Raw genomic sequence first — 16390 nt, 5'->3', positions numbered from 1 at the left:
GGGCACTGCATTTCAGTGCGTCCGGCGGGACAGGTAGAGGAAACCCCGGTGTGAAACGTCACGGTGACGTTTCACACCGGGGTCCCCCTGACGGCACTATTCCGCGCCGGAGGTCTCCATCATCTCCACGATCCGCTGCAGATCGTCCACCGAGCCGAACTCGACGACGATCTTGCCCTTCCGCTTCCCGAGACTGACGGTAACGCGGGTGTCGAAGGCGCCGGACAGTCGGTCCGCGACGTCCTGCAGACCCGGCATCTGGATCGGCTTGCGCTTGACCGGGGGAGTCGGCAATTCCCCACCATCCCGGTTCGCGAGCGTCACCGCCTCCTCGGTGGCGCGGACGGACAGGCCCTCCGCCACGATCCGGGCGGCGAGCAAGTCCTGCGCCTCGGCGCCCGCCTCCAGCGACAGCAGCGCCCTGGCATGCCCCGCGGACAGCACCCCCGCGGCGACCCGGCGCTGCACCGGAATCGGCAGCTTGAGCAGCCGGATCATGTTGGTCACCACGGGGCGAGAGCGCCCGATACGGGCAGCCAGCTCCTCGTGGGTGACCTCGAACTCCTCGAGCAACTGCTGGTACGCCGCCGCCTCCTCGAGCGGATTCAGCTGCACCCGGTGAATGTTCTCGAGCAGGGCGTCCCGCAGCATGTCGCCGTCGCCCGTCTCGCGCACGATGGCGGGGATCGACTCGAGCCCGGCGGCCTGACTGGCCCGCCACCGCCGTTCACCCATCACCAGCTGATAGGTGTCCGGCCCGGTCGCCCGCACGACGATCGGCTGCATCAGACCGAACTCGCGGATGGAATGCACCAGCTCGGCGAGCGCCTCCTCGTCGAACACCGACCGCGGCTGCTTCGGGTTGGGCTGGATCTGTGCCGCCGGGATCTCCCGGTAGACGGCGCCGTCCACCGGGGCCAGCTCCGGGGTCTTGGCCGTCGCAGCGGTCTTGCCGGTGGTCTTCGCCTGCGTCTTGCCGGACGCCTTGGCCTGCGGCCGACCCGATCTGGTGGCCTTCCCTGCGCCGTCGGCGGGTGCCGCCTCGGTGGGGGAGGGGAGGGGGCCGCCGTCCGCGGTCGCCGCCGCCGGGGCGGTTCCGTTGCCGATGATGATGTCGGCTGCGGCGTTGCCGAGACGCGGACCCGCGTCGGGGCCGGGCGGGATGAGCGACGCGAGCCCGCGACCGAGACCGCCCTTGCTTCTCTGTGCCACTAGTTCTCCTGCGATGTGATCGATGCGGTACGGGCGGCAAGTTCACGTCCGGCGTCGAGATAGCTCATGGCGCCGCGTGATCCGGGATCGTAGTCGAGAACGGTCATCCCGTAGCCGGGAGCCTCGGAGACCTTCACGCTGCGGGGGATCACCGACCGCAGCACCGCCTCCCCGAAGTGGTTCCGCACCTCCTCGGCGACCTGGTCGGCCAGCTTGGTCCGGCCGTCGTACATGGTCAGCAGCACCGTCGACACGTGCAGGTCGGGATTGAGATGCGACTTGACCATCTCGATGTTGCGGAGCAGCTGGCCAACCCCCTCGAGCGCGTAGTACTCGCACTGGATCGGGATGAGGACCTCGTTGACCGCGACGAGGGCGTTGACGGTGAGCAGCCCGAGCGACGGCGGGCAGTCGATCAGCACGAAGTCGACGTCCAGGTCGGATAGGAACGCATCGGACAGGGCGCTCTTGAGTCGGTTCTCGCGGGCGACCATCGACACCAGCTCAATCTCGGCGCCGGCGAGGTCGATCGTCGCGGGAATGCAGTACAGCCGCTCGCTGTGCGGGCTCTGCTGGACAGCTTCCTTCGCGCTGACCTCCCCGATGAGCAGCTCGTAGCTGGACGGCACCCCGGAGTGGTGCGGGATGCCGAGCGCGGTGCTGGCATTGCCCTGCGGGTCGAGGTCGACGACGAGGACGGTGAGCCCCTGAACGGAGAGCGCGGACGCCAGGTTGACCGCGGTGGTGGTCTTCCCGACGCCACCCTTCTGGTTCGCGACGGTAAGCATGCGCCGCCGGCTCGGTTTCGGCAGGGTCACACTCCCCGGATGCAGGACCTGGCTGGCGCGCTGCGCGGCGGCCCCGATCGGGGTCTCCTCGAGGGAGATGCCGTCGTATGGGCCGGGGGCGTGGGCACTCGGGTCGGTCGAGGGTGCGGTGTCGGTGGAACGCGAGGGATTGGGGTCCGTTTCATGTGAAACAGTTGCTTCGGGTCCACCCGACATGTATTGCTCCTCACTCGAAGTCACTCGACCGCCGGTTCCACCGATCCTCGACGTCATCGGCGATGCGATCGCTTTGGAATCCGTTCCGCCCGAACCACGGTCGTCGGTGTCGGGAGGACGTCGGCGCCGCATTCGACGATCTCCAGCTTGCCAGCCCCCAGGCGGGTGAGGGAAGCGCGATCGCGCTCGATCTCCTCGGCCGCACTGGACCCCTTCATCGCCAGCATCCGGCCGTGCTCGTGGATCAACGGCAGCGACCACCGCGCCAGCTTCTCCAGCGGGGCGACGGCGCGGGAGGTGACCACATCGGCGCCGCCCGCCTCCTGCACCACCCCGGCCTGCTCCGCACGACCCCGAACCACCCGCACATCCAGGCCGACCGATTCGATGAACTCGGCGAGGTAGACCGAGCGCCGCAGCAGCGGCTCGACCAGGGTGATCCGCAGGTCGGGTCGGGCGATCGCGAGCGGGATGCCGGGCAGACCCGCACCGCTTCCGACGTCGACGACCGACTCGCCCTCACCGATCAGTTCACCGAGCACGGCGCAGTTGAGCAGGTGCCGTTCCCACAGCCGCGGGACCTCCCGTGGCCCGATCAGACCACGTTCGACGCCATCCGTCGCGAGGGATTCGTGATACTTCTGGGCCAGCGCGAAACGCTCCCCGAACACACGGTGCGCGGCGTCGGTGAGGTCGATGGGGTCGGTGGGTTCCACGTGAAACATCTTCCCGTGTGCACTCGGGATTCCACAAACCAACAGGCCGTATCTCGCCGACCGACATCAGATGCTCCCGGGCCGCCGACGGACCGTGCTCGGTTCGGGTGTCACAGCGACAGCGTGGACCCCGTGCTTGCGATGCACCCCGGCCGATGGGACGCGACAACGTCCGGTCGATCCGGCGGTGGGGGAGGGGAGGGCGCCGCCCCGGAACACGCGGCGTCGGCAACCCACCGCCATCGGGGGACGAGCGCCCCGGGACGCCGGACCGCGGGCGGCTGAGCGGATCCGGGATGGCAACCGGAGGACCGAGGGCTGGCGCGCCCGCCGACCACGTCGCACGGTGACGGACCGACACGGTGTCGGCGGTGCGCCTTCCAGGCCTCGCGACGCGGCCATGTTTCACGTGAAGCAGGGACCCACCGCCGGGGCGGAGGAATCGGCGCCGGCCCGGTTCATTCGCGGGGACCCCCATGTTGGCGCCCGGGCATTCAATCACCGCCCGGGGCGTTGTCGTCGGCACCAATGCCGTAACGGCTTCGCCTCCGCGCACGGTGCGGAGCCAGCGGGAGCGACATTCTCCGGACGGCGATGGTCCGGCCCGGCTCATCCGAGCGGGACGGGGACACGTGCCCAGGCGCCGGACACCGTCCCGGAGGCACCGGCATGACGGCGTCGCGGTCGGCGTCAGCGGGGGTCGGGCGGTCGAGGCGGTCGTCGGGTGGGTGCCGGGGCGCCCGTCTGCCCGCGGCGGTGCCCGACCGATCGATCGGGGATGCCAGCCGCCGGTCGCGCACCACCCGAAACAGCGTGGGCTCGACCGCAGCGAACCGGTTGGACCGACGGGGCAGGAGGCACGGCCCGGCGGCCCGGGCGCGACGTCCACGCTGCGGGTTGATCCCACGAGCCTGACGGCGGGACACCATCCGGCCAGCGCGCTGCCGGGGTAGACCTGGTCCCGGTCGAAGCCGTCGACCACGGGCGCACACGGCGTCCGCCACGCCTTCGTATCCGCATCGAACTCCACGGGAACACCGCCGGTCCGGTAGCCGGAACGGCCCACCAGCCCGGTCCCCGCCCAGATGGAGAGTTCGGCCCGGGGTTTTGGTGCTGTCGTGGGGTGGGTCGGGCGCGGATGCCGTCGGGCTGGCAGCGGCGCCTTCCGCCCCGGCGGCGCCCGGCGGGCCGGGTCACCGCACCGGATCCCGACGGCGGGCGTTGGCCCGCCACACCACCCGCGCTGGCCCGGCGACCGATGACGCGGCGGGTAGCCAAGGAACCTCGAGATCGACCCCTCGAGCCGGCGCCGACCTGGCCACCCTCGACAAGCGCGGTGGAACGGGCGCCCCGCATGCGGCGACCGGACCGGACGAATCGTGACACGGGTCGACGACGTGAGGTGCGGGCCACCCGGATGCGCGGTGGCGCCCGGACGCGCTGGCGCGGTCGGCCTGCGGTACCGCTGCACCGCGGACACCCAGCTGACGCAGCACGGTCGACCACGCAGCCAGCGTGGAAGCTGCCGACCGCGACGTGCCGGTCGGGCTGACCGCCGGACTGGCGCCGTTCCCAGCCGACGAGGGGTCGCCGGTCAGGCGTACCCGGCTCCCGCTCGACACGCGCAGGGCCCTCGATTCACGTGAAACATGGCGACCGGCCACCGGAGTGGGGGAGGGGAGGGCCAAGGGAGGGGAGGGGCCGACCGCGACCCTGGCCGAGCACGGACCCTTAGCCAAGGGCCGGGCGACCCCTCGAATGTTTCACGTGAATCGGCGGCGCCCGGCGCGAGCCCGTCCATCCCGTCGCGGTGCGGTACGCAAACCCGCAGGGTCATCCTTCGCAACGCCCGAGGACGCAATCCCGGGAGAGTCGCGGCCCCCACCTGGAAGCATTCGGCCGGTCGTGTACGGCACCGCCCGCGACGCCGCTCGGAGCGCCTGCGACCACATGCATGCGCACTCCCATCCACCGACCCCGAACGGCAGCAGGCGAGCCCACCCGGGTCGCGCAATTCAGCACGGCCGACGGTGCCGCCTCATCCACGTGGTCGTGCGCGGGATCCGTTCCGGCGTGCCACCGGCCGACGCAGGGATGCGCCTCGCCTCCCTCGGTGCCGTACCTGGCGCACCGATCGTCATCGGATGCGCGACGGGAGCCCCTCCACGGACCCCGCTCCGGCGCGGACCGCATCTGCCGCAGCGGCGGCGACGTCAGGAGGCGGGGCTGAACGCCGGTGTGGCTGGTGCTCAGTCGGCCGCGCCCGCACCCGACACGGCCGGGTTCCCCGGGGGCACCTGATCCGACGGGACGTCCGCCCCGGCCGGTCCTGCCGGGGACCACCCCCGATGTTTCACGTGAATCACGCCCGCAGCGGACGCGACCCGCATGGGCGCGGGTCGCGCAGATGCCTGGGGAGCCAAGCCGCGGGCACGACCCGTGCACGGGCTGGGCCGGCCCACCGTCGCGTCGGCGCCGGCGACGACACCGCCGGCGAAGATCGAGCACCGGGGCCGCTCACCGCGGAGGGCGCCGGCGCGCATCACCCCGCACCCACCGCGCGGGTGATGCCCGGTGGACATCGGCCGGGCGAGGGACGAGCACACACCGCAGTGTTCCGCCTCCCGCGGCAGCGCACTGCCGTCACAGTGACGGAATGTGCCCGTGTCGAGATAACCGGCCGGACACCGAAGGACACGAATCACCTCCCATCGGGCGACCCGTCCGCGCCGGTCACCGAAGCGCACCCGAATTGCCCTGTACTGCAGCACCATTCGACGTTCGGTCCGCGAAGCGGCGCGGGGAGTGGGGAGGCGCCGCATCCGGGCGGACCCGACCGCGGCGTCGACGCCCGAAATCGAGGTTATCCACAGGCGATCACCACCCCGGCGTCACCGAAACACGCCCGATCATGGGGATCCCCGAGACCATCCGAGAATTCCACAGGCCTCGCCCCACCCTGTGGATGAATTCTCGGTCCAGGCCGTCCCGGTGCGCTCGGACCGACCACCGGACTCCGCGCGCCGGACGCGGGCCCGCGGGTGTGAGGCAAGGGTTGGAACGCCGGCGCGCCGTGCACTGATTCACGTGAAACACCGCACAACGACGAGGGGCTCCCGACCATCCGGTCGGGAGCCCCTCGTGAGGTGAAGCGTCAGCCCTTGATGACGACCACGCGACGGGACGGCTCGGCGCCCTCGCTCTCGCTGGAGACGCCCTCGACCGACGCGACCGCGTCGTGGACGATCTTGCGCTCGAACGGTGTCATGGGGGAGAGGGACTCGGATTCGCCGGAGTCGAGAACCCGCTTGGCGGCGGCAAGTCCGATCTCCGTGAGCTCCGCGCGCCTGCCCGCGCGCCAGCCGGCGATGTCGAGCATCAGACGGCTGCGGTCACCCGTGGCCTGCTGCACGGCGAGCCGGGTGAGCTCCTGCAGGGCGTCGAGAACCTCGCCCTTGCGCCCGACCAGCTTCGCCAGGTCCTCGCCGCCGTCGATGCTCACGACCGCACGATCGCCCTCGACGTCGAGGTCGATGTCGCCGTCGAAGTCCAGGACGTCCAGCAGCTGCTCGAGGTAGTCACCCGCGATCTCGCCCTCCTCGACGAGCGCGTCCTCCTCGTCGATCTCGTCCACGGGCGCTTCCACTGTCACGTCCGCCACGACCTCGTCATCTCCGTCCCGTCCGGTAGCCGGATCGTTCGCCATCGTCGTTCTCTTCTCTGTGAAGGGGAGCGCTGCCGCGCTCAGAAGTCGGGTGCCGCCTCAGCGTTTGCGCTTGTTCTTGCCGCGGTTTCCGGTCGGTTTCGCACCGGGCTTGGGCTTCGAGTCGGACGCGGTCGGGGTGGGAGAGTCCGGGCCGTCCGACGGCTCCGCCGCATCCGTTCCGGCGTCAACGGCCTGCGCGGCCGCCGCACCCTTGCGCTTGACCGGCTTCGCACCCGGCTTCGGCGCGTTCTCGGCGCGCCGCTCGAGGGCCTTGGCCTTCTTTTCTTCCTCTTCCGCATCGATGCGCCGGAACACCAGGTGCTGCTGAGCGTAGGTCCAGATGTTGTTCGACACCCAGTACAGCAGGATCGCGATCATCAGGAACGGGCCGCCGACGAGCACGCCGAGCGGGAAGACCCACAGGGACAGCTTGTTCATGATCGCGGCCTGCGGGTTCGCCGCCGCCGCCTCGCTCTGGCGGGCCACCGACGCACGGGAGTTGAAGTGGGTTGCCACCGACGCGATGATCATCAGCGGAATCGCGACGGCCGCGATGGTCCACACCGTCGGGATCGGCACACCGTAGGCCTCGAGCTGCGCCTTCGGGGTGGTCATCGCGGCGGCGATCGGGGCGCCAAACAGGCGTGCATCGAGGAACGACTGGACGTCCGCCGCCGAGAACGCGTAGTTCGCGGTGTTGGCGTTCTCCTCCACCGTCATCCCGAGCTGGCCGAACCCGGTGCCGGTGCGGTTGAAGGATCGCAGGACGTGGAACAGGCCGATGAACACCGGCGCCTGCAGCAGCACCGGCAGGCAACCCATCAGCGGATTGAACCCGTGCTCCTTCTGGAGCTTCTGCATCTCCAGCGCCATCCGCTGGCGATCGTTGGAGTACTTCTTCTGCAGCGCCTTGATCTGCGGCTGCAACTCCTGCATCTGGCGGGTGGTGCGGACCTGCTTGACGAAGGGCACGTACAGGATCGCGCGCAGGGTGAACACCAGGAACATCACCGACAGCGCCCACGCGAAGCCGTTGTCTGCCCCGAGGAAGGAGCCGAACACCTTGTGCCAGACCCACAGGATCCAGGACACCGGGTAATAGATGAAGTCGAGCACGGCTCTAGGTACTCCTCTGTTCGCCCACGTTCAGCAGATCGTGGGGTTGCTTACCAGTGTCCAGGTCCGCGGCACCGCGCTCGCGGTGACGACCGGATCCGCGCGGTGGCACCGGATCCCAGCCGCCAGGATGCCAGGGCCCGCACTTGAGCAGGCGCACCACGGTCAGGATCATTCCCACCGCGGCGCCACGCTCACGCAGCGCGTCGACCGCGTACTCGCTGCAGGTCGGGGCAAACCGGCAGGTCGGCATCCGGGTCGGCGAGACATAGCTGCGGTACAGCTCGATGCAGAAGATCAGGCCCCGCGCCGGGGCGCGCCGGATCATGCCGAACGGCCCCATCCCTGTCGAGAGGTTGCGTGTCATTGGGGCCTACCCACCGATGAGGTTCAGCTTGCGCAGCCCGGATCGGAGTTGCCGATCCAGGTCGGCGGACGAGGCGGTTGCCGCCCCGGGAAGTGCCCGGATCACCACGAACGTCCCCTCGGACACATCGTCGACCAGGCTCGCGCAGATATGACGAAGCCGGCGCGCGACTCGATGTCGAATCACCGCCGGCCCGACAGCCTTGCTCACAACCAAACCGAAACGCGGACCCGGATCCCCGACGAGCGACTCGTGCGTGGCCTCGGTCAGGGCGTGGACGACCACATCCCGACGGGCCGCGCGGCGTCCACGGCGAACCGTGGACGCGAAGTCCGCACGACGACGTAACCGGTGCGGCTCAGGAAGCACCCCGAGCTCCCGCGCTCTACGCGGTCAGGCGGAGAGGGTAGCGCGGCCCTTTTGGCGACGCGCAGAGATGATGGAGCGGCCCGCACGGGTCCGCATCCGGAGACGGAAGCCGTGAACACGCGCGCGGCGGCGATTGTTCGGCTGGAACGTCCGCTTGCCCTTGGCCACGGTCGACACTCCTTGTAAATCGTCGGCGCCGGGAGACGCCATCTGTAGCTGAGATTCGGGTGTTCCCCGATCGGCGACGGCACGCGGAGGCACGCGCGTTCTCGTGAACAACACGTGGCCAGCATGAGACCGCCACCTCGAACTCGGGTGACTGTACGAGAGTACGCAGCGCCGCCGGTCAGGTCAAACCGCGACGGGTCCCGACACGCCACGTGACCCGAGATGCTTGCCCGGTCTTGACATCTGTGCACAGGTCCGGCCCCGAGGTGTGGCACGCGGCACCATCGGCGAGCGGACCGGATCAGCAGAGGACCGCATCATCGCAGGTGGGAGGCGCATTGAGCTGGGGTTTCCCGGCCCAGTCCGGACCCGACCCGATACCGGAAAACGTTATCCACACTTGTGGATAATTGTGTGGAAACACTGTTCAGGTGGCATATTCGTAGCCTTGTGCGGGGAAGTTATCCCCAGGGGTGAACAGCCCGCGATCGTCGACGCAACCGAGCGGCGGCGACTCCCCACGCACCGATCCGGGAGGGCCGACGTTGAACGAGGAAGCGAACACCCTGGCACGGGTGTGGGTGGACGTCCTCGACGAGTTGACCGCGGACGCTGCAGGCCACCCGCTCACCAAGGCGCAGAAGGCGATGCTGGCGCTCGTCCGGCCGCTGACGCTTGCCCAGGGATTCGCGCTGCTGTCGGTGCCCTCGTCGTTCGTCCAGGAGGCGATCGAACGCGATCTGCGCGAACCGATCCTGCAGACCCTCAACCGGCACATCGACGAGGGGGTCGCGGGACTCGGTGTCCGCGTCGCCCCGCCCACCGATGCCCAGCCCGCTCCGGCCCCGCCCGCCCCGGCCCCGGAGCCCGCGCCCGCGCCGCCGCCCTCGGTCCGGCAGGCCGAAGCCGAGTCCGCGAACGCGGGAGCGGTGAGCGTGGAGGCCTTCCGTCGACGCAGGCCCGGCATCGGTGACGCCGACCTCTTCGAACCCGACCCGGGCGAACACGACGAGGTGGACGAGGACGGCGAGGCCATCGCCAGCGTCAACGAGTCGTGGCCCGCGTACTTCACCAAGCCGCCCGCCCCGGCCCCCGCCGGCTCCGACGGCAACAGCCTCAACGCCAAGTACACGTTCGACACCTTCGTGATCGGTGCGTCCAACCGGTTCGCGCACGCCGCGGCGGTCGCCTGCGCGGAGGCACCTGCCCGCGCATACAACCCCCTGTTCGTGTGGGGTTCGTCGGGCCTCGGCAAGACGCACCTGCTGCACGCCGCCGGCCACTACTCCCAGCGACTGTTCCCCGGCATCCGGGTCCGGTACGTCTCCACCGAGGAGTTCACGAACGACTTCATCAACAGCCTGCGCGACGACCGCAAGGTCGCGTTCAAGCGCCGCTACCGGGAGACCGACGTCCTGCTCGTCGACGACATCCAGTTCATCGAGGGCAAGGAGGGCATCCAGGAGGAGTTCTTCTACACCTTCGAGGCGCTCCACAACGCCAACAAGCAGATCGTCATCACCTCCGACCGGCCGCCCAAGCAACTGGCGACGCTGGAGGAGCGGCTCCGCACCCGGTTCGAGTGGGGCCTGATCACCGACGTGCAGCCGCCCGAACTTGAGACCCGCATCGCGATCCTCAGCAAGAAGGCGCGGATGGACCGGCTCGACGTTCCGCACGACGTCCTCGAGTTGATCGCGAGCAGGCTCGACCGCAACATCCGCGAACTCGAGGGCGCGCTGATCCGCGTCACGGCGTTCGCGTCCCTCAACCGCCAGCCCCTCGACCTCGCCCTCGCCGAGGTGGTCTTGCGGGACCTGCTGCCGGACTCGACCCCCCTCGAGATCGACGCGCCGACCATCATCGCGGCCACCTCCGAGTACTTCGGGATGGCGATCGAGGATCTGTGCGGCCCCGGCAAGACCCGGCCGCTGTCCCAGGCCAGGCAGATCGCCATGTACCTCTGCCGGGAGCTGACCGACCTATCGTTGCCGAAGATCGGCAACGCGTTCGGACGCGACCACACCACGGTCATGTATGCCGACAAGAAGATCCGCAAGGAGATGACCGAACGGCGCAAGGTCTACGACCAGGTGCAGGAACTCACCGCCAGGATCAAGCAGCGCGCCAAGCGCTGACCGCACCCCGCTCGCCCCTCGGCGGTTCGTCCACCCGGACGGACCGCCGATTTCGTGTGCCGTGCACAACTCCGCACAAACACCGTCCGACTGTGGACAACCCGGTGTACAACTAGGGAATCGCTGTGGACAGTGTGGGAACAACGATGAACAACTCAGCGGTTCTCCACAACCGTCCCCAATTCGTCCCCCGTCGATCCACACGGGCTCCCCAGGCCGACACGGTCAGCGACCAGCGAGGAAGGGGACTTCTGCACAGTTTTCACAGGACCTACTAATACTGCTTGTATTTCTCTCCAGTTCTCCCTTTGAAAACAGGTTCTGTGGAGTCCGTTCGTACACAGCCGCTCCGCGCCGCCCGGACGGGCGAGGTGACGCGCCGGTTTCGGCTTTAAACTTCGACCGGAAGGGCCTACGGTGGGCTTCTGCCCCGTCGTGTGAGACGGACGGTGGCACGGTGATGCATCTACGGAGAGGATCAGCCCAGCGATGGAGCTCGGGAGCATGAAATTTCGGGTCGCCCGGGAAGACTTTGCAGAGTCCGTCGCATGGGTGGCCCGCAGTCTCCCGTCACGGCCTCCGGTCCCGGTTCTCGGTGGTGTGCTGATCTCCGCGGACGAGCAGGGCCTGACGATCTCCGGATTCGACTACGAGGTCTCTGCACAGGTTCGGATCTCGGCAGAGGTGTCCGATCCCGGTCAGGCCCTGGTGTCCGGCAAGCTGCTCGCCGACATCACCCGGTCCCTGCCGTTGAAGCCGGTCGACCTGGTCGTTGATGGTGCTCGAGTGCTCATCACCTGCGGCAGCGCCAAGTTCTCCCTCCCGACGATGCCGGTCGAGGACTATCCACAGCTTCCCGAACTGCCGCAGCAGACCGGTTCGTTGCCCGTCGACGTGTTCTCCGAGGCAATCGGTCAGGTCGCTATCGCAGCGGGCAAGGACGACACCCTGCCGATGCTCACCGGCATCCGGGTCGAGATCGAGGGCAGCAACGTGGTCCTCGCCGCCACCGACCGGTTCCGGCTCGCGGTCCGTCAGATCGAATGGACCCCGACCAACCCCGACACCAGCGCCGCGGTGCTGATCCCCGCGAAGACCCTGTCGGAGGCAGCGAAAACTCTTGGGGGAAGCTCCAATTCGCCGGTTGAGTTGGCCTTCGGTGCGGGATCGTCGGTTGGGTCGGAAGGCCTGCTCGGCATCGTCGGTGAGGGCCGACGCACCACCACCCGCCTGCTGGATGCGGAGTTCCCGAAGTTCCGGCAGCTGCTGCCGCCCGAGCACACCGCCATCGCCACCGTCGAGGTCGCCCCGCTCGTCGACGCGATCAAGCGCGTCGCACTCGTCGCCGAACGCGGCGCCCAGGTCCGCCTGCAGTTCTCCGAGGATGGGCTGCTGCTCGCCGCAGGCGGGGAGGACGCCGGACGCGCCGAGGAGGCCCTGGAGGCCCGGTTCCAGGGCGAGTCGCTCACCATCGCGTTCAACCCGACGTACCTGACCGAGGGGCTGACCTCGCTGCACAGCGACCGGGTCACCTTCGGCTTCACCACTCCGAGCCGCCCCGCCGTGCTCCGGCCTGCCGAGGACGAGGAACCTCAGCCCGGCGACGGCGGCACCTTCGCCGCCCCGGACAGCGCCTACACCTACCTGCTGATGCCGGTCCGGCTTCCCGGCTGATTCCCCGCGGCCCGAGACCGTCACCGCACGTCCACCACCGAAGGGAGCCACCCGATGCAGCTGGGATTGGTCGGCCTCGGAAAAATGGGCTTCAACATGCGGGAGCGGTTGCGGGCGGCCGGCCACCAGGTGGTGGGGTACGACCCGCGACCCGAGGTCACGGACGTGGCCTCGCTCGCGGACCTGGCGGCCGCGCTCGATACACCCCGGGTGGTGTGGGTGATGGTCCCGTCCGGGCAGATCACCCGGGATACCATCGCCGCTCTGACCGACGTGCTGACGAGCGGCGACCTGGTGATCGACGGCGGGAACTCGCGGTTCACCGAGGACCGGCCACACGCAGAACTGCTGGCGCAGAAGGAGATCGGCTACGTCGATTGCGGTGTCTCCGGTGGCGTGTGGGGCCTGGAAAACGGGTACGGCCTGATGGTCGGTGGCGCGGACGACGACGTCGCACGAGCCATGCCGATCTTCGATGCCCTTCGTCCGGACGGGGAACGCGCCGACGGCTTCGTGCACGCGGGGCCGGTTGGCGCGGGCCACTACGCGAAGATGATCCACAACGGCATCGAGTACGGGCTGATGCACGCCTACGCCGAGGGCTACGAACTGCTCGAGGCAGAAGACCTGATCACCGATGTGCACGGCGTGCTACGGGCCTGGACCACGGGCACCGTGGTGCGGTCGTGGCTGCTGGACCTGCTCGTCAAGGCGCTTGCGGAGGACCCCGACCTGGCGGCGATCTCCGGGTATACCCAGGACTCCGGTGAGGGTCGGTGGACCGTCGAGGAGGCGATCAACCACGCCGTCCCGGCTCCGGTTATCTCGGCGGCACTGTTCGCGCGGTTTGCGTCAAGGCAGGCCGACTCGCCCGCGATGAAGGCAGTGTCGGCACTCCGCAACCAGTTCGGTGGTCATGCGGTGCAACGCGTTTCGGAATCCGGGCAGCCATAGGGTGTTCGTCCGCAAGTTCTCGCTCCGCAACTTCCGATCGTGGGACGCCGTCACCCTCGAACCCGGACCGGGCATCACCCTGTTCCTCGGTCCGAACGGGCACGGCAAGACCAACCTGCTCGAGTCGCTCGGCTACCTCGCGACCCTGTCGTCGCATCGGGTGTCGACGGATGCCCCGCTGATCCGGGCCGGGGCGACGGCGGCCCAGATCGGCGCCGTGGTGGTCAACGACGGGCGCGAACTCTCGATCGATGTGGAGATCAACGACGGCAGGGCCAACCGGGCCCGGATGAACACCTCACCGCTGCGCAGGCCCCGAGAGATCCTCGGGGTGCTGCGCGGGGTGTTGTTCGCGCCCGAGGACCTGTCCCTGGTCCGCGGCGACCCGGGTGACCGTCGCCGGTTCGTCGACGAGTTGCTCAGCAGCCGGATTCCGCGGATGGCGGCGGTCCGTTCGGACTACGACAAGGTGCTGCGGCAGCGGTCCGCGCTACTCAAGACCGCCAGCGGCGCGCTGCGTCGCGGGAATAGGTCGACCGACGGCACAAGTGCCCTTGCCACACTTGATGTTTGGGACGGTCATCTGGCCGCGCACGGCGCCGAGCTGCTGGCTGGGCGGATGCGGCTGATCGCCGAGTTGGGGCCGCACGTCGCGGAGTCGTACGCGCGGATCGCACCCGAGTCCCGCCCGGCCTCGATCGGGTACCGGTCGAGTCTCGGTGCGTCGCTGCCGCCGGAACTCGCCGATCCACAGCATCGGTGGACCCGCGACGACGTCGAATTGGTGGAGGCGTGCTTCCTCAACGAACTCGCCCAGGCCAGGCAGCGGGAGATTGAGCGTGGCGTCTGCCTCGTCGGACCGCATCGCGACGACCTGGAACTCCGGCTCGGGGACCAGCCAGCGAAGGGGTTTGCCAGTCATGGCGAGTCGTGGTCGTTTGCGCTGTCGCTGCGCCTTGCCGCGTTCGCGCTGCTCCGCTCCGACGGCACCGACCCGGTGCTGATGCTCGACGACGTGTTCGCCGAACTGGACCGCAAGCGTCGGCGGGCGCTCGCCGAGGTGGCGGCCGACGCCGAGCAGGTGCTGATCACCGCCGCCGTCGCCGAGGACGTTCCCGAGGAGCTGCACGCGACCAGGTTCGCGGTCGAGGCCGTCGACCGCCCCGACGGCCGCACCTCCACCGTCCGCTGACCCCACCCCACCAGCACCCCACCCCTCTACTTCCCTGACCGAATGTGGGATTCGGTCACTTAGACCGACCGAATCCCACATTCGGTCAGGGGGCGGGGTGGTCAGTGAGGTGGGTGGTCAGGGGGCGGGGAGGTGCGGGCGGGACGCGGGCGGGGCGGAGTGCTGGGATGATCGACGGAGAAGGGAGTCGCGATGAGTGAGCAGGCGGATGCTCCGGGTGCACGACCCGGAAGCGGGGAGCCCGAACTGCGCGGCATCGACCTGGCCCGCCGGGCGCTTGAGGAGGCGCGGGCCGCGGCGAAGGCCAGCGGCAAGTCGGTCGGCCAGGGCCGGTCGTCGCCGAAGCCCAGGACGCGCGGCACGGGCCGACGGGGCTGGTCCGGCGCCCGACCCGATGCCAGGGATCCGCAACCGTTTGGGGCGTTGGCCAGTACGGTCGCGAAGAGTCGCGGCTGGTCGCCGCGGGTGTCGGAGGGGACCGTATTCGGCAGGTGGCAGCAGGTGGTCGGGGAGGACATCTCCGCGCACGCCGAGCCGGTGGCGTTGAAGGACGGGGTGCTCAGCGTTTCCGCCGAATCCACCGCGTGGGCGACGCAGCTGCGGCTGATGCAGGCCCAGATCCTCGCGAAGATCGCGGCCGCGGTCGGGGACGGGGTGGTCACCAGCCTGCGGATCGCCGGGCCGACCGCGCCGAGCTGGCGCAAGGGGGAACGGCACGTGCGCGGACGCGGCCCGCGCGACACCTACGGGTAACCGGAGGCTCCACAGGCCGGGGATTGCCTATTACGCGGTGTTACAGTTACCTTCTTCTGGAGTGAACTGTGTCACCGCGATGCAGTCGCGTCGCCGAAGGGAGCCCGATGGCCGTCGACACCACCGCGTCCGCGCTCGAACCCGACAACATCCTGCTGCAGGCGCGCAACGTCCGCTTCGACTGGTCGGACCTGCCGATGCACTGGGTCGAGGGTGACCCCTTCACGACGCACGTGTTCAACGTGATGCACATCCTGCTGCCCGCGGGTGAGGACTGGTTCGTGGAGACCTTCAAGGAGGCACTCCCGCTGATCGAGGACGAGAAGCTGCGCGACGACGTCGCCGGGTTCATCGGTCAGGAGGCGATGCACTCAAACGCGCACTCCGGCGTCCTCGACCACCTGAAGGCGAAGGGCCTCGACACCACGCCGTACACCGATCAGATGCACTGGGTCTTCACCCACCTGCTCGGTCCGCGCCCGCTCACCTCGGGCCGGAAGGAAAACTACCTCGTCGAGCGGCTCGCGCTGATCGCGGCGATCGAGCACGTCACCGCCTTCCTCGGCGACTGGGTGCTGAACGCCCGGGCGCTCGACGGTGCGGGCGTGCACCCGACGATGCTGGACCTGCTGCGCTGGCACGGGTCCGAGGAGGTCGAGCACCGCTCGGTCGCCTATGACGTCATGCGCTACTTCGACAAGCGTGAAAGCCGAAGGCTGCGAACGCAATTGATCGCAACTCCGACACTGGTGTACCTCTGGATCCGGGGCACCCGGTTCCTGATGGCCAACGATCCCGAGCTCGCGAACTGGTCACATCACCGCCGCCGCCCGCACTGGTCGGACTTCCGGTCGGCGGGCAGGCGGGGCGTGCTCCCGACAACGACCGATCTGGTCAGCCGGATGAGCCGCTACTTCCGTCGCGACTACCACCCGTCCAGCGAGGGATCCACTGCGCAGGCCGTCGCCTACCTGGCCTCCTCTCCTGCGGCGCAGGCCGCGGTCCGCTGATTCGTCGAACG

General features: G+C 69.2%; 14 protein-coding genes. 6 read left to right on the top strand and 8 right to left on the bottom strand.

Annotated features, from left to right (window positions below; genetic code table 11):
- Window positions 1–96: 96 nt before the first annotated feature.
- The 8 genes from ACWF62_RS11265 to rpmH all read right to left on the bottom strand — a co-directional run bounded on the left by ACWF62_RS11265 (window position 97) and on the right by rpmH (window position 8658).
- Window positions 97–1212 (bottom strand): ParB/RepB/Spo0J family partition protein, encoded by a 1116-nt coding sequence (locus ACWF62_RS11265; RefSeq protein ID WP_452630089.1) that lies wholly within the window; start codon window positions 1210–1212, stop codon window positions 97–99.
- Complete coding sequence (locus ACWF62_RS11260) at window positions 1212–2216, bottom strand: ParA family protein (protein WP_378508678.1); 1005 nt, start codon at window positions 2214–2216, stop codon at window positions 1212–1214. Before ACWF62_RS11260 ends, ACWF62_RS11265 begins: the two co-directional genes overlap by 1 nt.
- Before the next feature lie 53 nt (window positions 2217–2269).
- Window positions 2270–2941 (bottom strand): 16S rRNA (guanine(527)-N(7))-methyltransferase RsmG, encoded by a 672-nt coding sequence (gene rsmG, locus ACWF62_RS11255; protein ID WP_378508679.1) that lies wholly within the window; start codon window positions 2939–2941, stop codon window positions 2270–2272.
- A gap of 3145 nt (window positions 2942–6086) precedes the next feature.
- Entirely contained in the window at window positions 6087–6638 is a 552-nt protein-coding gene (locus tag ACWF62_RS11250; protein ID WP_378508680.1) for a Jag family protein, read from the bottom strand.
- A 57-nt stretch (window positions 6639–6695) separates the two neighbouring features.
- Window positions 6696–7754, bottom strand: a complete 1059-nt coding sequence (gene yidC / locus ACWF62_RS11245) for a membrane protein insertase YidC (RefSeq protein ID WP_452630088.1) — start codon at window positions 7752–7754, stop codon at window positions 6696–6698.
- A 4-nt stretch (window positions 7755–7758) separates the two neighbouring features.
- A complete protein-coding gene (yidD, locus tag ACWF62_RS11240) occupies window positions 7759–8121 on the bottom strand; it encodes a membrane protein insertion efficiency factor YidD (RefSeq protein WP_452630087.1) in 363 nt (120 codons plus the stop codon).
- Window positions 8122–8127: 6 nt separating this feature from the next.
- Window positions 8128–8490 (bottom strand): ribonuclease P protein component, encoded by a 363-nt coding sequence (rnpA, locus tag ACWF62_RS11235; protein ID WP_378508683.1) that lies wholly within the window; start codon window positions 8488–8490, stop codon window positions 8128–8130.
- A gap of 24 nt (window positions 8491–8514) precedes the next feature.
- Window positions 8515–8658: a 50S ribosomal protein L34 gene (gene rpmH / locus ACWF62_RS11230; protein WP_137876442.1), complete on the bottom strand. Its 144-nt coding sequence runs from the start codon at window positions 8656–8658 to the stop codon at window positions 8515–8517.
- Between the two features lie 545 nt (window positions 8659–9203).
- Here rpmH and dnaA point away from each other — a divergent pair.
- The 6 genes from dnaA (at window position 9204) to ACWF62_RS11200 (ending at window position 16379) form a co-directional block, all read left to right on the top strand.
- Entirely contained in the window at window positions 9204–10796 is a 1593-nt protein-coding gene (dnaA, locus tag ACWF62_RS11225) for a chromosomal replication initiator protein DnaA (protein WP_378508684.1), read from the top strand.
- Window positions 10797–11285: 489 nt separating this feature from the next.
- The gene (gene dnaN / locus ACWF62_RS11220) at window positions 11286–12470 is read left to right on the top strand and encodes a DNA polymerase III subunit beta (protein ID WP_378508685.1); all 1185 of its coding nucleotides are present in this window, start codon (window positions 11286–11288) and stop codon (window positions 12468–12470) included.
- A gap of 54 nt (window positions 12471–12524) precedes the next feature.
- Window positions 12525–13424: a phosphogluconate dehydrogenase (NAD(+)-dependent, decarboxylating) gene (gnd, locus tag ACWF62_RS11215; RefSeq protein ID WP_452630085.1), complete on the top strand. Its 900-nt coding sequence runs from the start codon at window positions 12525–12527 to the stop codon at window positions 13422–13424.
- A 1-nt stretch (window position 13425) separates the two neighbouring features.
- Window positions 13426–14616, top strand: coding sequence for a DNA replication/repair protein RecF (gene recF, locus ACWF62_RS11210; RefSeq protein WP_378508686.1), 1191 nt, complete (start codon window positions 13426–13428; stop codon window positions 14614–14616).
- Window positions 14617–14808: 192 nt separating this feature from the next.
- Window positions 14809–15369, top strand: a complete 561-nt coding sequence (locus ACWF62_RS11205) for a DUF721 family protein (protein ID WP_452630084.1) — start codon at window positions 14809–14811, stop codon at window positions 15367–15369.
- A gap of 107 nt (window positions 15370–15476) precedes the next feature.
- On the top strand, window positions 15477–16379 hold the full coding sequence (locus ACWF62_RS11200; protein WP_452630083.1) for a metal-dependent hydrolase: 903 nt from the start codon (window positions 15477–15479) through the stop codon (window positions 16377–16379).
- Window positions 16380–16390 lie beyond the last annotated feature (11 nt).

It is taken from the genome of Rhodococcus sp. NPDC054953, from assembly GCF_053609225.1.
This window is presented reverse-complemented; position numbering and strand designations above follow the sequence as displayed.